We start from the raw sequence: 16,253 nt of genomic DNA on the forward strand, positions 1-16,253 counted from the left end.
AAATGGCAGATGTCGAGATCAGCTTCGATCGCTCCCGGATCGATTTCCAGAAGACCTCTGAGATCATCAAGGAGAGCTACTGGGGCGAGGGCAGGACTGACGAAACACACCATCGTGCCTTCAACAATTCATTCTGTGCTGCTGCTTTCATAAATGGAGAGCAGGTCGGCTTCGCGCGCGTCGTCACCGACTATGCCTGCTTCGCCTATCTCTGCGACGTCATCATCTGGCCGGAGCGGCGCGGCGAAGGAATCGGCAAGAAGCTCATGGCGGCACTTCTCGCTCATCCTGATCTCGCAGCGGTTGGCAGTTGGAGCCTCCGAACCGGCGACGCGCACAAGCTTTACGAACAGTTCGGTTTCGTCACCTCGACGGATGGCATGTATATGCGGCTGGCACGAAAGCCTGCCTGACACACGCGGCTGTTGCAAAAGCGCCTCACCGTTTGTGCCAGTTGCATTTTGCGACACGGCCTATCTTGGCGAAGACGCGGGCCTCACATATAAGCAAATTTCTGCGATTCCCTTTTGGGAGGGTGCGAATGCCAGGATTTGACAATTACATGCGAGGTCTTGAGGCCTAGGTCTGCGATGCTCCGTCGCCAAAGCTGATTGCTTGGCGGTTTGGAGCAAGTTCAGAGCCTGGCACTCTTCGATCTCGGTCGCCGCCCGCGTAACGCGGGCTTGCAGCCAAATTCGCTTCGTACCCGCATTCCGGACGTTTTGTCGTCCTTCGCGGTGTTTTCAAAACTGACTTTACTGGGATCGGGTGACGCTTTTCGCCCGAATGACATCATGGCTCGTTTTCGTATCGACTGGCGCGGCGGCGCTTTCCGCAGCGTCCTGGGCTTCACCGCCCGCCACTGGCAGCGTCAGCCTGTCCGGGTGACCGTCATCGCGGCTGCGGTTCTGGTTTCGACCATGGCCGACGTGCTGACGCCGCTCTTTTCCGGCCGTCTGGTCGACGCTGTCGCCAATGGCGCGGCGACGGATGTGGTTGCATGGAATGCCGCACTCGCGGCGTTCTTCACGCTGCTGGCGCTGGCGCTCGGCGCCATCGTCATGCGCCACATCGCCTTCATGGGTATCATCGACCTGACGCTGAACATGATGTCGGATATCGCGGCCGACGCGTTTAATCGCGTCCAGCGCTTTTCGACGGATTGGCATGCCAACAGCTTTGCCGGCTCGACCGTGCGCAAGGTGACGCGCGGCATGTGGGCGCTCGACCTGCTGAACGACACGATACTGGTGGCCTTGTTCCCGTCGCTCGTGATGCTCATCGGCTCGACGCTGCTGCTCGGTTGGTACTGGCCGATGATGGGCGTGATCATCGGTATCGGCTCGTTGATCTACATCGCAGTGACGGTATCGCTGTCGCTCGGCTATGTCGCGCCGGCTGCAAGCCTCGCCAATCGCTGGGACACGCGCCTTGGCGGGTCGCTGGCCGATGCGGTGAGCTGCAATTCCGTCGTCAAAGCTTTCGGCGCGGAAAGGCGCGAGGACGGCCGGCTCGCCAAGGTGACAGCCAAATGGCAGCATCGGACGCGGCGGACCTGGGTTCGCGGTACCATCAACGGCACGACGCAAGGTGCGACGCTGCTCGTGCTGCGCGCGGCGGTGATCGGCTTTGCGCTGCTTTTGTGGTCGCGCGGGCAGGCGAGTGCGGGCGATATCGCCTTCGTGCTCACCTCGTTCTTCGTGCTCCAGGGCTATCTGCGTGATGTCGGCATGCATGTTCGCAACCTGCAGCGCTCGGTCAACGATATGGAGGAACTGGTCGATATCCACGGCCAGCCGCTCGGCATCGAGGACAAGCCCTATGCCAAGCCGATCGAGATCACCGTCGGACGGATCGCTTTCGAGAACGTCACCTTCCACTATGGAAATCACAGGCTGCCGCTCTACGAGAATTTCTCGGTGACGATCGCAGCCGGTGAGCGTGTCGGTCTCGTCGGCCATTCGGGATCGGGCAAGACGACCTTCGTCAAGCTGATCCAGCGGCTTTACGACGTCAGCGATGGCCGCATCGTGATCGATGGGCAGGATATTTCGCAGGTGACGCAGGCATCGCTGCGCCAGCAGATCGCCATCGTGCAGCAGGAGCCGATCCTGTTTCACAGGTCGCTTGCGGAAAACATCGCCTATGCACGTCCCGGTGCCTCGCAGGCCGAGATCGAGAATGCCGCAAGGCTCGCCAGCGCGCATGACTTCATCACCCGGCTGCCCAAGGGCTACGGCACGCTCGTGGGTGAACGCGGCGTGAAGCTGTCGGGCGGTGAGCGTCAGCGCGTGGCGATTGCGCGGGCGTTCCTTGCCGATGCACCGATCCTGATACTGGACGAGGCAACCTCGAGCCTCGATTCGGAATCGGAGGTGCTGATCCAGCAGGCGATGGAGCGGCTGATGATCGGGCGCACGACGCTGGTCATCGCGCACCGGCTTTCGACGGTGCGCGCGCTCGACCGGCTGCTGGTGTTCGACAATGGCAAGATCGTGGAAGAGGGCGATCACCAGGCGCTTATCCGTCTGAAAGGCGGCATCTATCGCCGCCTGTTCGAACGGCAGGCGTTGGAACTGACCAAGGGCCTCGCGGTCTAAAGGGCCAAATCCGCCGGCTGCGCTTCTGCGTGGCCGGCGGGTGCAGTCTTGCCAAGGCCATATCCATCCGTTAACCGGGGAAAATGACAGTAACCGTTCGTTTTGCTCCGTCGCCGACAGGCCTTATCCATATCGGCAATGCCCGCACTGCGCTGTTCAACTGGCTGTTTGCCATGAAGAACGGCGGCCGCTTCATCCAGCGCTTCGACGATACCGACGTGCTGCGCTCGAAGCAGGAATATGCCGACGCCATCCTCTACGACCTGCATTGGCTTGGTATCTTTCCCGATGCCACCGACTATCAGTCGCGGCGCTTCGATGCCTATGACGCAGCCGTCGAGAAGCTGAAGGCGGCGGGCCTGCTCTACGCCTGCTATGAGACATCGGAAGAGCTGGAGCTGAAACGCAAGATACGCCTCTCCCGCAAGCTGCCCCCGGTTTATGGCCGCGAGGCGCTGAAGCTGACGAGTGAAGAGCGCGAGGCGCTGGAGGCCGAAGGCCGCAAGCCGCATTGGCGTTTCCTGCTACCGAATTTCAGGGACAACCCATTCGAGACGGAACGCACCGAAATCCAATGGGACGATGTCGTGCGCGGCGAAGAAACCGTCGATCTCGCTTCTCTTTCGGATCCGGTTCTGGTGCGCGAGGATGGCACTTATCTCTATACGCTGCCGTCCGTCGTCGACGATATCGACATGGGCGTGACCCATGTCATCCGCGGCGACGACCATGTCACCAATACAGGTGTGCAGATTGCGCTGTTCAAGGCGCTTGGCGCTGAGCCGCCGGCATTCGGGCACCATAATCTTTTGACGACGAGCACCGGTGAGGGGCTTTCGAAGCGCACCGGCGCGCTTTCGATCAGCAGCCTACGCGAATCCGGTTTGGAGCCAATGGCGGTTGCCTCGCTTGCGGTTTTGATTGGGACTTCGGAAAGCGTGACCGCTATGCCCCATATGTCAGAGCTTGCGGACCGTTTCGATCCAGCAGCCACGTCGAAGTCCGCATCGAAATTCGATCCCGCCGAGCTCATCGTGCTCAACCGCGCACTGCTTCATCAGCTGCCGTTCAACGAAGCGCAGGATCGGCTTTCGGCGCTCGGCGTCTCGGGCGAGAAGGCTGAGCCTTTCTGGCTGGCCGTGCGCGGAAATCTTGAGAAGCTCGCCGACGCCGTCACCTGGTGGCGCATCGTTAATCAGGGCCCGGAAGAGCCCGTCGAACTCTCGGACAAGGACCGTGAATTCGTGAACCAGGCTTTCGATATGCTCCCCGAAGAGCCTTGGGACGGGTCGACCTGGAAGGCTTGGACCGGTGCCGTAAAAGAAGAAACCAAGCGCAAGGGCAAGACGTTGTTCATGCCTTTGCGGCTGGCGCTTACGGGACTTGCCTCTGGGCCGGAGCTCGCAGATTTATTGCCCCTTCTGGATCAGGCAAAAATACAGGCCCGACGACCCTGACCCTGCGGTTGGGGTCCAGCGGTGCTGCCTCGGACGGCTTTGTTTCTTCAGGCGTCGAAGTTTCCGGTCCCAGCTTTTGAATGGAGCTTGCGTGGGTTTCCTGCACGGCAGGTGGCTCGACGGGCATGATCGATGGAGACGCGCTAGGTTCCGTCGAGGAGGTCGCCTCGCTTGACGGTGGCGGGTTTCCGGCAATCACCTCGAAATTCTTAGGCGCGTTGCAGCTGCAGCCTTCCGGCTTCGGCAGGCTTTCGCGCTTGTAGAGATAAGCAGCCGGCATCTCGGAATACGGCTTGCCGTTGACTGCGGAAACCATATCGGCCGACTCGTCGGTGATCTCGGGTGCCTCTTCGCCTTCCTTGACCTCCTGCACTGCCACAGGGCTGCTTTGATGGAAGAAGACCTGCATTTCGGCGCCCGGACACATCGCCTGGCAATTCTGCTGGTCGCGGGCGAATTCGCGCTTGGATGACGCAAACGACATCGGGAAATAATATCCGTCGCATGTGCGCACACAGACGGTTCGATACTGGCCGCTCGGCGTTTGCATGCCAGATGCTTGACTGGGCTTGGCGACCTGCCTAGCGGTACGCACTGGAGCGTTGTCGATTGTCTCGCGCCGCTCGACGGTCTCAACCTTTGGCTGCACGACCAGATAGTTGCCTCTATCCGAATTGTCCGTGCCAGGAGCAAATGGTTGACGCGCAACTACTTGATTGCGGCAGCCATTGGCATTGAGAGAAGCGAGGATGGTCACCCGCGACCTTCCGCCGCCACGTCCGGCAGACTGATCGCGCCTGCGCTGAAGTGTGTCGAGGTTGCGCTCCATCTTCTGGACGTTTGCGTTGATCCTGGCGCATTGCTGCACATTGCTGCCAAACAGGGAAAAACCGCAGCCGGCGGCGCGCGCATTGCTCTTCGCGGCAGCAAGCTGCTGACGTTGTTTGCTCAGGGCTGCATCGTATCTGCGAAATTGTGCAGAGCCGCCACCGCCTGAACCAGCGGACGCAAGCTCGGCCTCGAGCTGACGGCAAACGCGGGAACTGGCGGCCATCGCCGAAGTTGTGAAAAGGATTGAAGCCAAGGCGAACAGCGTCGCCAATGCACGTGCCAAACCGTTCAACCCGGCCATCAGGTGCCCCCCGAACGTTTGCTATGCCTGATCAAAGATTCCGCCGCTGATCAGGCGTCACTCCGTTACCACATATGAGGTTAACTGTTTATTTGCGTTTGGACAGTTGACCTTTTCGTGATCGCTTTAGTTGATGGCTTTCATCCTGCCTTGGCTATCGTTGCCTGTGCCTTTTGGGCTGCTTCCACCACTGCAAGTGCGGTCATGTTCACCACGCCGCGCGAGGTCACCGACGGCGTCAGGATATGCGCGGGTTGCTCGGTGCCGAGCAGGATCGGCCCGACATGCAGGGCGTCCGTCATCTGCTTCACCGTGGTCAGCGCGATGTTGGCGGAGTCGAGATTGGGGAAGACAAGGAGATTGGCTTCGCCCTTGAGCGTGGAATGCGGATAGACGCGTTGCCGCAAATGTTCCGACAAAGCGGAGTCGGCGTGCATTTCACCGTCGCTCTGAAGGTCGGGCGCGATCCTCTTCAGGATCGCTGCTGCCTCGCGCATCTTCAGTGCGCTCGGAGAATCGCGCGAGCCGAAGTTCGAGTGCGACAGCAGTGCCGCCTTGGGCTCGATGCCGAAGCGGCGGATTTCCTCGGCCGCCAGTATGGTCATCTCGGCGATTTCCTCAGCGGTGGGATCAACCGTCACATAGGTATCGGTGAAGAAGGTAACGCCACGGCTCGAAATCAGCATCGACAGTGTGGAGAGATCACGGTCGCTGACGCCGGCGCGCGGTCCGATGATCAGTGTCACATTGCGCAGATGACGGGCAAATCGCCCTTCGAGGCCGCAGATCATGGCGTCGGCATCGCCGCGCCGCATGGCAAGTGCGGCGATGACCGTCGTATCCGTGCGGACCATGGTGCGCGCAGCTTCCTGGGTCACGCCGCGACGGCCGGTGAGCTCGATCAGCTGATCGACATAGTCGCGGTAGCGCGGATCGTCCTCGGGGTTGATCAGTTCGAAATCCGTGCCGGGGCGAATGCGCAAGCCGTAGCGCCGCAACCGGACATCGATGACATTCGGGCGGCCGATAAGGATCGGCTCGGCAATGCCTTCCTCAAGCACCACCTGTGCGGCGCGCAGCACGCGCTCGTCTTCGCCGTCGGCATAGATGACGCGCTTGGCCGTCGACATCTTCGCGGTGGAAAACACCGGCTTCATGACAAGGCCGGAGCGGAAGACGAAGCGGTTGAGCCGGTCGATATAGGCCGGAAAATCGGTAATGGGTCGCGTTGCAACCCCGGTGTCGCAGGCGGCCTTTGCAACCGCCGGTGCGATCCTCAGGATCAGGCGCGGATCGAACGGCGAGGGGATCAGAAAATCGGGTCCGAAGACCGGCGTCTCGCCGGAATATGCACGCGCCGCGACGTCTGACGGCTCCTCGCGGGCAAGGGCGGCGATGGCGCGGACGGCGGCCATCTTCATGTCTTCATTGATAGCGCTCGCGCCGCAGTCGAGTGCACCGCGAAAGATGTAAGGAAAGCACAGTACGTTGTTGACCTGATTGGGGAAATCCGACCGACCGGTGCAGATCATGGCGTCCGGCCGAGCCGCGCGAGCGACTTCCGGCATGATCTCCGGCGTGGGGTTGGCAAGTGCCAGGACAAGCGGCTTTTCCGCCATGTGCTTGAGCAGTTCAGGCTTCAGAACGCCTGCTGCAGAGAGGCCGAGGAATACGTCCGCGCCGCCGATGACATCCTCAAGCGTGCGCGCATTGGTGTCCTTCACATAAGGGTCTTTCCAGCGGTCCATCTCGTCCAGCCGCCCCTTGTAGGCGACGCCGAAACGGTCGGTGACCCAGATGTTTTCCACCTTGGCGCCAAGCGAAACCAGGAGGTTGAGGCAGGCAAGGGCGGCTGCTCCAGCACCCGACGTGACGATCTTGATGTCCTCGATCTTTTTGCCGGCGAATTCGAGACCGTTCAGCACCGCTGCCGCAACGATGATCGCGGTGCCGTGCTGGTCGTCGTGGAAGACCGGGATTTTCATCCTAGCCTTCAAACGCTCCTCCACCTCGAAGCACTCGGGAGCCTTGATGTCTTCGAGGTTGATGCCGCCGAAAGTCGGCTCAAGTGCCGAAATGGTCTCGACCATGCGGTCGATCTCAGGCGCGTCGATCTCGATGTCGAACACATCGATGCCGGCGAATTTCTTGAACAGGACGGCCTTGCCTTCCATCACCGGCTTGGAGGCGAGGGGACCTATATTGCCGAGGCCGAGCACGGCAGTGCCGTTCGAGACCACGCCGACCAGATTGGCGCGCGCGGTATAGTCCGCAGCCGTTGCGGGATCGTCCCTGATCGCGAGGCACGGTGCGGCCACGCCTGGCGAATAGGCCAGCGCCAGGTCGCGCTGATTGCCGAGGGGCTTGGTTGCCTGAATCTCCAGCTTTCCCGGCACCGGGTATTTATGGAAATACAGCGCCGCCTCTTCGAAATCGGAACGCGCCGCATCGTTGTTTTTCTCGTTGTCCATGGTTGCGGTCTAACCCCGTATTCGATCGTTTCGACTGTGTTTTATCATGCGATTCCGGTTTTTCGAGGCGGTCCGTGAACGAAAATAACTGGAATCGGGAAGTTCCCATGATTCCAGTCATTTGCCGTCAGAATCTCGCGAAATGAATCGGCCGGTGAATTCCCGCTAGAAGGCGCTCACATAGAGCCCGCCATCGACGGGTATGTTCTGGCCGGTGAGATAACCCGCGTGAACCGAGCAGAGAAACGCGCAGATCTGGCCGAACTCTTCCGGCGTGCCGAGGCGTTTGGCCGGAACGTCGGCGCTGATACGCGTCTTGCGCTCACGTGCTGCTTCGGGCGACTCGACGCTGCCTGGCTCGTGCGGGCCACGAAGCCGGTCTGTGTCGAGCTTGCCCGGAAGCATGTTGTTGATGGTCACGTTGCGGTCGGCAACCGTGCGGGCAACGCCAGCCAGGAACGATGTCAGGCCGGCACGCGCACCCGACGACAGATCAAGGCCGGGAATCGGCACATAGACCGACAGCGACGTGATGTTGACGATGCGGCCGAAGCCGCGCTCGGCCATGCCCCCGACTACGGACTGGATGAGCTCGATCGGCGTGATCATGTTGTTGACGACGCCGTCGAGCATTTTCTGCCGGTCGAGTTCCTTGAAATCGCGGAAGGGCGGCCCGCCATTGTTGTTGACCAGAATGTCGGGTGCGGGGGCTGCCGCCAGCAATTGCTTCTGAACCTCCGAGTCGGAAACGCTGCCCGGAACTTCGATAACCTTCACGCCAAAGCGGTCGCGAATCTCCTGCGCGGTTTTCGCCAGGATCGCCGCGTCGCGTCCGTTGACGACAAGATCGCAGCCGGCTTCCGCCAAGGCGATAGCGCAGCCGCGTCCCAACCCGCGACTTGATGCGCAGACGATCGCTGTCTTTCCCCGAATGCCGAGATCCATGATGCGCTTTCTCCGATTTGCAGGCGGCCAACCTATCGCGTCGGTGACGCAAACCGCAACCGTCATACGCCTGTTGCATGAATCGGGGCATAGGCTGCGCGACAGCAACGGAACAGAACCCATGTCCGGCGAAGCACCTCGCGCATTCCGCACCCTGTTCATTTCTGACGTCCATCTGGGCTCCAAGCCGGCCAAGGCGGAGTTCCTGATCGATTTCCTGCGCCATCACGAGGCGGAGACCATCTATCTCGTCGGCGACATCGTCGACGGCTGGCGGCTGCGCAGGTCTTGGCACTGGCCGCAGACCCACAATGATGTCGTCCAGAAACTGCTGCGCCAGGCGCGCAAGGGCACCAACATCATCTACATCGCCGGAAACCACGACGAGTTCCTGCGCATGTTCCAGGGCGTGCATTTTGGCGGCATCGTCGTTGCCGACCGCGCCATTCACGAGGCTGCCGACGGCAAGCGCTATCTCGTCATTCACGGCGACCAGTTTGACACGATCGTTCACAATGCCCGCTGGCTCGCCTATCTCGGCGACAAGGCCTACGACATGGCCATCATCGTCAACCGGGTCGTCTCGCGGGCGCGGCGTCTGTTCGGCATGCCGTACTGGTCGTTCTCGTCCTGGGCCAAGGTCAAGGTCAAGAAGGCGGTGAATTTCATCGGCGCCTTCCAAGATGTCCTGACCGAGGAGGCGCGCCGTTCGGATGTCGATGGCGTCATCTGTGGTCATATCCATCACGCGGTGATCGAGGATTTCGGCGACGTGCGGTACATCAACACCGGCGATTGGGTTGAAAGCTGCACGGCGGTGGTGGAGCATTTCGACGGTTCGATGGAAATCCTGTGGTGGCCGCAGGTTCAGGCAAAAGCTCCGGCCGCCGAAACAACTTTTGTGCCGACGGTAATCGAAGGCGGCGGCGTCAAGGCAGCCTGACGGGCAATCGACCATGTTTAGAGATCTGGCAGACGGGCGCCGCAAGCGCGCCGAAGGCTTGCCACTGCATGCCCCGGCGTCATCGACGACGCCGCAACCGGCAAGCAGGCGCGCCATGCGACTTGGCGTGCTCGGCAATCATCAGGGCCACCAGCCGGCAGTGCGGAACGCTGCAGCGCAGCCAATGGTTTTGCCGCGGAGCCATAAGCGCCTGGCGCAGGAAATGGCTGGACCAGGACGTTTCGCAGCCATCCTCACCGTGTTAAGTGAGCCAGCTACGCGGCTGAATCTTTTCGCATGAGTCGCGCTACCTGGACTGCGCGCCCTCAATGTCATTGCCGCCGCTCTCGCCTGAACAGCTCGTCAAGCCGCGTCATTTCGAACTGCGCATTTCGCTGATCTTTGCTGCTCTTTTCATTCCGCAGGGCGTGCATCTTCCTTATTTCCCGTTGTGGCTGGAGGCAAAAGGCTTCGACGCGGAGAAGATCGCCATCATCCTTGCCGCGCCAATGTTTCTGCGCGTCGTCACAACGCCGTTCATCTCTGCCATGGCCGACGAGGCGAAGGATCGCGCCAATGTGCTGATCGTGATGGTTGCGGCGGCGCTGCTGATCTCGGCGGGCTATTTTCTGCCACCCACCTATGTGACCGTGCTCGGCGTTTCGCTTGCGCTGGCGGTGGCATGGACGCCGCATGCGCCGCTTACCGATTCATTGGCGCTTTCAGGCGTCAGGCGTTTCGGTTCCACCTATGCCAATATGCGAATCTGGGGCTCGGCGGCCTTTCTCGGCGCCAATCTTGCCGGTGGAGCCATCCTGTCGTTTACGGGTGCTGAGGCGGTGCCGGTCATGATTTCCATCGGATTGGTTGGAATCCTGGCAGTATCGTTCATTGCTCCCCGTATCGGACGGCCACGGCGCGCATCCCCGCTCTCTGCCGTCGATATTCAGGAATCGGCGCCAAAGCTTCTCAACCGCTATTTCGTGTTCTTCGTGGCTGGAGCCGGCATCATCGTCGCGAGCCACGGCTTTCTCTACAGCTTCATCTCTATCTATTGGAAATCGATCGGCATCAACGACACGGTGATCGGCTTGCTGTGGGCCTCTGCGGTTGTGGCCGAAGTCGGCATGTTCATGATCTTCACGCGCATCTTCGGCAGGATGCGGCCGCCGACGCTGCTTCTGATGGCGGGGTTGGCCGCAATTGTCCGCTGGCTTGCCTTTCCGCTGATCTGGCCGCTGGGGCTTGGCGTCGGCGGCTTCTTCGCCGTCCAGTGGCTGCATGCCTTTTCTACGGCTCTCATCCTGATCGGCGTGCAAAAGCTGATTGCCGAAACCGTGGTGGAAGAACGCACCGGGGCCGCCCAGGGCATTGCCTTCTTCGCAAACGGCCTTTCGATGGCGACGGTGACGCTGGTTTCCGGACCGCTTTACGGACGCCTCGGCATTGGCGGCTTCTACGTTATGGCTGCGGTTGCGATGGTTGGACTGGTTTTCATAGCGCTTGCGGCAAAATCAGCCCCAGAGCGCCGCATCCGGCGGTGAGACCTCAGAACCCCGGTAAAGCAGTCCGGGCTCCCGGTCGCGCGCCAGAAGCAGGGGACCGTCAAGGTCGACGAAGTCTGCGCCCTGCGCCAGAAGCACCGCCGGCGCCATAGCCAGCGATGTTCCAACCATGCAGCCGACCATGATCGAAAAGCCCATATCCTTGGCGCGGTCGCGCAATGCAAGCGCGGCAGTCAGGCCGCCGGCCTTGTCCAGCTTTATGTTGATCGCGTCGTAGAAGCCGGCGAGTTTTTCGAGGTCGTCAACGCCATGCACGCTCTCATCGGCGCATAGCGGGACGAGGTGAGGAACATGGCGCAAAATGCCATCCTTGCCCACCGGCAACGGCTGTTCGATTAGCGCGATGCCGAGTTTGGCTGCAGCGGCAAGGTTTTCGCGGATATTCTCGTCCGTCCAGCCTTCATTGGCATCGAGGATGATTCGGCTGCTGGGTGCAGCCTCGGTTACCGCTCGAATGCGGGCAATGTCGTTGTCGCCGCCGATCTTGACCTTTAACAGCGGTCGGCCGGCATTCTCGCGCGCCTGCGCCGCCATGGCTTCGGGCGTTCCGAGAGACAAAGTGTAAGCGGTTTCGAGCGATGTCGGCGGGGTCTGGGAAAGGTTCCGCCAGACAGGGTTGCCCGACGTCTTGGCCTCCAGATCCCACAGTGCGCAATCCACCGCATTGCGGGCGGCCCCTGCCGGCATCGCATTGATAAGTGCCTTGCGACCCATGCCGGCCGCTATTGCGGGCGCGATTGCCTCAATAGCATCACGAACGCCTTCCATGGTCTCGCCGTAACGCTTGTAGGGAACGCATTCGCCCCGCCCAAGGAAATTGCCATCCGATATCGTGCAGACGATGACTTCCGCTTCGGTCTTTGAACCGCGCGAGATTGTGAAGGTGCCGGCGATCGGAAATCGCTCGGCATTGACCGAAAGGACACGCGCCATATTTTTCTTCTCCGCCAGTCGGTGCAGCACAGTCCGAGAAAGTGACAGACCCTGAATGACGGGATAAGACAGGCCGCAATGTTGTTCAATGGCGGCAAGGAAACGAGCGCGATAGAAGAGGCCGGTCCCCGCATCACGGAGACGGGGAAAGGCGACGCATTGTCCTACGCCTTGTCCGGAGCCTGGACAACGCGCACCGTCGCCTTGATAGACGCCGATGTGCGAAAGATCGAAGCCCGGAAGGGCGCGGGCGCAATGACGCTCGATCTTTCCGGCATCGAGAGGATCGATACGGCTGGCGCCTGGCTGGTCGACCGGCTGATAAGATCAGCTGAGGCGCACGGCACGAGCGCGAAGCTGGAAGGCGAGAGCGAAGTCGCGTCTATCCTGCTCGGGGCGATCCGCGAGGCCTCCGACAAGGCCGGTGACGATGCCGTAGCAACCCGCCCGAACTTTATCATCGCGATACTCGAAAACATCGGCCGCGGCGTCTACGCCATGCTGGACGATTTCTTGGCGGCGATGAGCATTCTCGGCTCGACGATCCGCGGCGCCCAGATGAAGCTCGGGCGCGGGCATGGCGTCAATCTGGCGGCGATCTTCAACCAGATCGATCGCATGGGCGTGGGCGCGATCCCCGTCGTGGTGCTGATGTCTGCCATTGTCGGCGCCATCGTCGCCCAGCAGGGTGCGTTCCAGCTTCGCTATTTCGGCGCCGACATCTTCGTCGTCGATCTCGTCGGTATCCTGGTTTTGCGCGAGTTGGGCGTGCTGATGACGGCGATCATGGTCGCTGGCCGCTCCGGCAGCGCGATTACCGCCGAAATCGGCTCCATGAAGATGCGCGAGGAAGTAGACGCGCTAAAGGTGATTGGCCTCAATCCGGTCGGCGTCCTCGTGTTTCCGCGCCTCGTCGCGCTCGTGATTGCCTTGCCATGCCTGACGATTGCCGCGAATTTCGCGGCACTCGGCGGTGCCATTCTCGTGTCGTGGCTCTATTCCGACATTTCACCGGCCGCGTTCGTCGACCGGCTGCGTCTCAGCATCGACCTCAGCACCATTTTTGCCGGGCTGATCAAGGCGCCGTTCATGGCGATGATCATCGGCATTCTCGCTTCGGTCGAAGGCCTGAAAGTCGGGGGTAGCGCCGAATCGCTCGGCCAGCACGTCACCGCGTCTGTGGTGAAATCCATCTTCATCGTTGTCATTCTGGACGGGATGTTCGCGATCTTCTTTGCGGCCATCGATTTTTAAGGGATGGCGATGACGCGCGAAAACTCGACCAGGGAGAGCGGGGACGCTGCGGCGCCGACCGACGATATCGTGCTGTCGGCGCGCGACATCACTGTCGGCTTCGGCGACAAGATCGTGCTTGAAAATCTGTCGCTCGACATAAGGCGCGGCGAGATTCTTGGCTTTGTCGGCGCTTCGGGCGCGGGCAAGTCGGTTCTGCTGCGCACCGTGCTGGGGCTGAACCAGAAGCGCTCAGGAACGATCAAGCTTTTCGGCGTCGATGTCGACAAGGCAAGCGATGCCGATCGCATGAAGCTGGACATGCGCATGGGTGTGTTGTTCCAGCAGGGTGCGCTGTTTTCGGCGCTTACGGTGCTGGAAAATGTACAGGTGCCGATGCGTGAATATCTCGACCTGCCGAAGCGGTTGATGGACGAACTGGCGCTGCTCAAGATCGAGCTTGTCGGCCTGCCGCGGGACGCAGCAGGCAAATTCCCGTCCGAACTCTCCGGCGGCATGATTAAGCGTGCAGCGCTTGCACGCGCACTGGCACTGGACCCGGATCTCGTATTCCTCGACGAGCCGACCTCCGGACTTGATCCTATTGGTGCTGCCGATTTCGACGAACTTGTCGCCAAATTGCGCGACACGATGGGCTTGACCGTCTACATGGTGACCCACGATCTCGACAGCCTGTTTGCGGTGTGTGACCGAATTGCCGTACTTGGCAAGAAAAGGGTTCTGGTGGAAGGCACGATCCAGAACATGCTTGAAAGCGACGAGCCGTGGGTCAAGTCTTATTTTCGAGGCAAGCGCGCACGGCAGATCGATATGGCTGCAAGGGCATAAAGTAAAAGGCGGGAATGGAAACCAGAGCCAACTACGTCGTCGTCGGAATTTTCACGCTTGTTGCGGTGCTCGCGGCCTTTGCATTCGTCTATTGGACGGCGGCGGTCGGCGATCGCGGCGAGACGTCGATGCTGCGTGTGCGCATTCCGGGTTCGGCTTCCGGGCTGGGCCGCGGAAGCCAGGTGCTGTTCAACGGCGTGAAGGTCGGTGACGTGCGGCGGGTGTTTCTCGATGTCGATAATCCCACGGTTGCCATTGCCGACACTGAAATCGATAGGGCAACGCCGATCACAAAGTCGACCCAGGCCGATATCGGTCTCGCCGGCCTTACCGGCCAGGCCAATATCGAGCTGAAGGGAGCGGACAAATCGGAAGCGAACCTGCTCGACGAGGCGGAAGCCTCTGGAAAGATGGCCGAAATCACCGCCAATCCTTCGGCGGTGACCAATCTGCTGCAGACGGCGCAGGATATCTTCAAGCGCGCCGACAATGTGCTGTCCCAGCTTGAGGGCTTCACCAGCGACGTGCGCGGTCCGCTGACCGATACGGTGAAAAACGCGCAGAAATTCTCGGATGCGCTCGGCCGCAATGCCGCTGGGGTCGACAAGTTTCTCGACAGCGTTTCCAAGCTCTCGGAAGAATTGGCCGGCGTTTCAGGCAAGCTGGACGGTACGCTCAAGGCCGCCGAAGACATACTGAAGGCCGTCGACAAGGATAAGGTTTCGTCCATTGTCGCCAATGTGGAAACCTTCACCAAGAGCCTTAGCGAGAACAGCAAGCAGTTCGACAAGATCATTGCTGGCGTCGACACTGCGGTCGCTTCGATCAATGATTTCGCGCAGAAGACCAGCGGCACGGTGGGCAAGGTCGACAAGATTCTGGAGGGCGTCGATCCGGCAACGGTACGCTCGGCACTCGGCAATATCGAGATGGCCAGCCGTGATGCGAAGACCGCGGCGGCGGACGTGTCGAAGGTGACCGAGAGGTTCAGCCGACGCACCGACGATATCGACCAGATGATCAGCGATGCCGGCCAGTTGACGCAGCGTCTCAACGCTGCCTCCGTGCGCATCGACGGGGTCCTGGCCAAGGTCGACAGCCTGTTGGGCTCGGGTGAGGCTCAAGGCGTGATGGCTGATGCCAGCGCGACGCTGAAATCCTTCCGCCAGGTAGCCGACACGCTGAATGCGCGGCTCGGCGTCATCACCGAAGGGCTCGCACGGTTTTCGGGGCAGGGATTGCGGGATGTCGACTCGCTGGTGCGCGACAGCCGCCGCTCCATCAATCGGATCGAGCAGGCCATCAGCGATCTGGAAAAGAATCCGCAGCGCATCATTACAGGTGGCGACGGGGCTGTCCGTCAGTACGACGGGCGGACACGACGTTGAGATCGGTGAGCGTATATGATGAAACAGTTCGCCGAAGGGAAGAAATCCGCCGGTCGCGGCAAGGGTTGGGGAAATTTCGGACAGGATCTGCCGTGAAGACAGTTAAGCTGATGTCTGGTGCTACCATTATCGCCGCGGCACTTTCGGGATGCGCGCTCCTGCCCGGGGGAGGCCCTGCGCCGCTTGATACCTATGAATTGTCCGCACCGGCCAGCCAAACGCAGAAAGCGCGCAACCGCACGCAAATTCTGATTGCCGAGCCATCGGCCCTGAAGGCGCTGGATGGCGAAAACATCGTCATAAAGCCGGCTCCCGGCGTGATCCAGTTTCTGAAGGGCGCGCAATGGGCCGATCGGCTGCCGAAGATCGTGCAGGCCCGGCTGGCTGAGACGTTCCAGCGTTCGGGCAGTTTTGCCGGCGTCGGATTGCCGGGCGAGGGACTGGCGATTGACTATCAGGTCATCGCCGAGGTTCGGGCCTTCGAAGTGCGCGTTGACGGTGGATCGCATGCCGAGGTCGAGCTTTTCGTGCGCCTGCTCAACGACCGCAACGGCACTGTGCGGGCTTCGCGGATATTCGAGGCCAGCGCACCGGTTTCGGGTAGCGGCAACGACGCCTATGTCCGGGCATTGAACAGCGCTTTCGGCCAGGCCGCGAGCGATATCGTCAAATGGACCGATTCCGAGATCTGATCACCGGTATGCGGGTGTCTCAGGACAAATAAAAGGGCGGGAAAT

The 16,253-nt window shown here is 60.8% G+C and carries 14 protein-coding genes; 10 read left to right on the forward strand and 4 right to left on the reverse strand.

All coding sequences use genetic code 11. The features are described 5' to 3' along the window. Positions 1 to 2: 2 nt before the first annotated feature. The 3 genes from BM413_RS09455 (at position 3) to gltX (ending at position 4,057) form a co-directional block, all read left to right on the forward strand. Positions 3 to 413, forward strand: a complete 411-nt coding sequence (locus BM413_RS09455; RefSeq protein WP_091912667.1) for a GNAT family N-acetyltransferase — start codon at positions 3 to 5, stop codon at positions 411 to 413. Between the two features lie 381 nt (positions 414 to 794). After that, positions 795 to 2,600, forward strand: coding sequence for an ABC transporter ATP-binding protein (locus BM413_RS09460; RefSeq protein ID WP_091912867.1), 1,806 nt, complete (start codon positions 795 to 797; stop codon positions 2,598 to 2,600). Between the two features lie 83 nt (positions 2,601 to 2,683). Then, positions 2,684 to 4,057 carry a glutamate--tRNA ligase gene (gene gltX, locus BM413_RS09465; protein ID WP_091912669.1) on the forward strand — a complete coding sequence of 458 codons (1,374 nt, stop codon included), beginning with the start codon at positions 2,684 to 2,686 and terminating at the stop codon, positions 4,055 to 4,057. Here the strand turns inward: gltX and BM413_RS33065 are convergent. After that, positions 3,975 to 4,607, reverse strand: a complete 633-nt coding sequence (locus BM413_RS33065) for a DUF2865 domain-containing protein (protein WP_175544289.1) — start codon at positions 4,605 to 4,607, stop codon at positions 3,975 to 3,977. The genes gltX and BM413_RS33065 overlap by 83 nt on opposite strands. Positions 4,608 to 4,754: 147 nt before the next feature. Here BM413_RS33065 and BM413_RS33070 point away from each other — a divergent pair, with 147 nt between their 5' ends. Beyond that, entirely contained in the window at positions 4,755 to 5,054 is a 300-nt protein-coding gene (locus BM413_RS33070) for a hypothetical protein (RefSeq protein ID WP_165867612.1), read from the forward strand. Between the two features lie 275 nt (positions 5,055 to 5,329). Here BM413_RS33070 and BM413_RS09475 read toward each other — a convergent pair whose 3' ends face one another. Both BM413_RS09475 and BM413_RS09480 read right to left on the reverse strand, forming a co-directional pair. Next, the gene (locus BM413_RS09475) at positions 5,330 to 7,660 is read right to left on the reverse strand and encodes an NADP-dependent malic enzyme (protein WP_091912673.1); all 2,331 of its coding nucleotides are present in this window, start codon (positions 7,658 to 7,660) and stop codon (positions 5,330 to 5,332) included. 165 nt (positions 7,661 to 7,825) lie between these two features. Then, positions 7,826 to 8,605 (reverse strand): SDR family oxidoreductase, encoded by a 780-nt coding sequence (locus BM413_RS09480; protein WP_091912675.1) that lies wholly within the window; start codon positions 8,603 to 8,605, stop codon positions 7,826 to 7,828. Between the two features lie 121 nt (positions 8,606 to 8,726). Between BM413_RS09480 and BM413_RS09485 the strand changes: the two genes are divergently transcribed. Then, positions 8,727 to 9,548, forward strand: coding sequence for a UDP-2,3-diacylglucosamine diphosphatase (locus tag BM413_RS09485; protein WP_091912869.1), 822 nt, complete (start codon positions 8,727 to 8,729; stop codon positions 9,546 to 9,548). A gap of 329 nt (positions 9,549 to 9,877) precedes the next feature. Further along, positions 9,878 to 11,092: an MFS transporter gene (locus BM413_RS09490; protein ID WP_091912677.1), complete on the forward strand. Its 1,215-nt coding sequence runs from the start codon at positions 9,878 to 9,880 to the stop codon at positions 11,090 to 11,092. Here BM413_RS09490 and dgcA read toward each other — a convergent pair. Further along, the gene (gene dgcA, locus BM413_RS09495; protein ID WP_091912679.1) at positions 11,063 to 12,046 is read right to left on the reverse strand and encodes an N-acetyl-D-Glu racemase DgcA; all 984 of its coding nucleotides are present in this window, start codon (positions 12,044 to 12,046) and stop codon (positions 11,063 to 11,065) included. The genes BM413_RS09490 and dgcA overlap by 30 nt on opposite strands. Before the next feature lie 78 nt (positions 12,047 to 12,124). Between dgcA and BM413_RS09500 the strand changes: the two genes are divergently transcribed. The 4 genes from BM413_RS09500 (at position 12,125) to BM413_RS09515 (ending at position 16,208) form a co-directional block, all read left to right on the forward strand. Then, entirely contained in the window at positions 12,125 to 13,300 is a 1,176-nt protein-coding gene (locus tag BM413_RS09500) for an ABC transporter permease (protein ID WP_091912680.1), read from the forward strand. Between the two features lie 3 nt (positions 13,301 to 13,303). Next, positions 13,304 to 14,128, forward strand: coding sequence for an ABC transporter ATP-binding protein (locus BM413_RS09505; protein ID WP_175544290.1), 825 nt, complete (start codon positions 13,304 to 13,306; stop codon positions 14,126 to 14,128). A gap of 14 nt (positions 14,129 to 14,142) precedes the next feature. Then, entirely contained in the window at positions 14,143 to 15,516 is a 1,374-nt protein-coding gene (locus tag BM413_RS09510; RefSeq protein ID WP_091912682.1) for an MlaD family protein, read from the forward strand. 110 nt (positions 15,517 to 15,626) lie between these two features. Then, entirely contained in the window at positions 15,627 to 16,208 is a 582-nt protein-coding gene (locus tag BM413_RS09515; RefSeq protein ID WP_091912684.1) for an ABC-type transport auxiliary lipoprotein family protein, read from the forward strand. Positions 16,209 to 16,253: the final 45 nt, after the last annotated feature.

The sequence above is a fragment of the Mesorhizobium sp. YR577 genome (assembly GCF_900116595.1).
GTDB lineage: Bacteria > Pseudomonadota > Alphaproteobacteria > Rhizobiales > Rhizobiaceae > Mesorhizobium_M.